The 1,507-nt window shown below is 71.6% G+C and carries 2 protein-coding genes; one reads left to right on the top strand and one right to left on the bottom strand.

Annotated features, from left to right (window positions below):
• Positions 1-93: 93 nt before the first annotated feature.
• Positions 94-546, bottom strand: a complete 453-nt coding sequence (locus B7767_RS36855) for a hypothetical protein (protein WP_085575813.1) — start codon at positions 544-546, stop codon at positions 94-96.
• 204 nt (positions 547-750) lie between these two features.
• Here B7767_RS36855 and B7767_RS36850 point away from each other — a divergent pair, with 204 nt between their 5' ends.
• Positions 751-1,491, top strand: a complete 741-nt coding sequence (locus tag B7767_RS36850; protein WP_085575814.1) for a peptidase E — start codon at positions 751-753, stop codon at positions 1,489-1,491.
• Positions 1,492-1,507: the final 16 nt, after the last annotated feature.

Here is a 1,507-nt window from a genome sequence, read left to right as displayed (position 1 = left end):
CGGGACCGCGCTGGCAGCGCTGGGCCTCGGGCCCCGGTAGCCGCGGGCCCCGGCCGCGCAGACGGCCGGCCGGGGCGCCGGTACGACCGGCCGTCAGCTCACCGCCTGCTTCACCAGCGCGGCGATCCGCTCCGCCACCTGCGGCGTCACCTCGGTCAGGGCGAAACCGGCCGCCCACATCGTGCCGTCGTCCAGGTTCGCCCGGTCACTGAAGCCGAGTGTGGCGTAACGCGCCTTGAACTTCGCCGCGCTCTGGAAGAAGCAGACGACCTTGCCGTCCAGCGCGTAGGCGGGCATGCCGTACCAGAGCCTCGGTGCGAGGGCCGGCGCGGCGGCCGTGACGGCGGCGTGCACCCGCTCGGCCATGACCCGGTCCGAGTCCTGCATCTCGGCGATCTTCGCGAGCACCTCCCGCTCCGCCTGCGCCGCCCTGTCCGCCTGCGAACCGCGCCGCGCCGCGGCCTTCCGCTCCTGGGCGTGCTCCTTCATCGCGGCCCGCTCCTCGGCGGTGAACCCCTCGTACGTGCTGCTTCGGGCGTTTCCCATGATTCCTCCCGTGGCCGGCGGGTCACGACCGGACTCGGTCCCCGCTGTGATCACAGCCTCTCCCACCCGCTCTCCGGGCCGCCTCCGTGCTGGCCACGGAAACCACCACGGACTCAGGCACGGGGCGGTGAGCGGCACTTGGGAGAATCGGGACGACGCGCCGCGCGACGCCTTCGGCACCGCACCGACGATACGATCATGACCATGACGGCACCTGAACCGACCATCCTCGCGACCTCCGGAGGACATCGGGTCGGAGGACGGACCAGGGTGATGTTCGACGCCCTGGTACATCACGCGGTCGACCTCTCCGGAGTGCACGGCCGACGCCCGCGCATCATGTACGTCGGGACCGCCATCGGGGACGCCGAGCACTTCACGACCCGTATGACCGAGGCCGCACGGGTGGCGGGGTTCGATCTGACGCCGCTGCACCTGTTCCCCATGCCCAACGTCGAAGACGTCGAGGGCTCGGTCCTCGACCACGACGTGGTCTGGGTCATGGGGGGCTCGGTGGTCAATCTGCTGGCGGTGTGGAGGGCGCATGGCCTGGACCGCGTCATGCACCGTGCCTGGCAGGCCGGTGTCGTGCTCAGCGGGGTCAGCGCGGGCTCCATCTGCTGGTTCCGGGGAGGCGCGACCGACTCGTTCGGGCCGGAGCTGCGCCCGGTCACGGACGCGCTCGGTTTCCTGCCGTACGGCAACGGCGTGCACTACGACTCGGACGAGGGCCGGCGACCGTTGACGCACCGGCTCGTGGCGGACGGCACCGTGCCCACCGCTCACTGCACGGACGACGGAGTCGGCCTGGTGTACCGCGGAACGGAACTGGTGGAGGCGGTGACGGAGATCCCCGGCAAGGGCGCCTACATGGTCAGAAGGGACGGGTCCGGGGCGGTGGAGGAACGCATCGAACCCCGCAGGCTGCCTGCTTCCGGGCGATGACCGGGCCCCGTACCCG

Origin of the sequence: Streptomyces sp. 13-12-16, from assembly GCF_002114215.1 — a bacterium.
In the GTDB taxonomy this organism is placed as follows: domain Bacteria; phylum Actinomycetota; class Actinomycetes; order Streptomycetales; family Streptomycetaceae; genus Streptomyces.
The sequence above is the reverse complement of the archived record's forward strand: the minus strand, read 5'-3'. Positions and strand labels throughout refer to the sequence as shown.

What these genes read in the sequence shown, in the direction of transcription:
- B7767_RS36850 (WP_085575814.1), top strand. Translation starts at nt 751, where the DNA reads ATGACGGCACCTGAACCGACCATCCTCGCGACCTCCGGAGGACATCGG.
- B7767_RS36855 (WP_085575813.1), bottom strand. Translation starts at nt 546, where the DNA reads ATGGGAAACGCCCGAAGCAGCACGTACGAGGGGTTCACCGCCGAGGAG.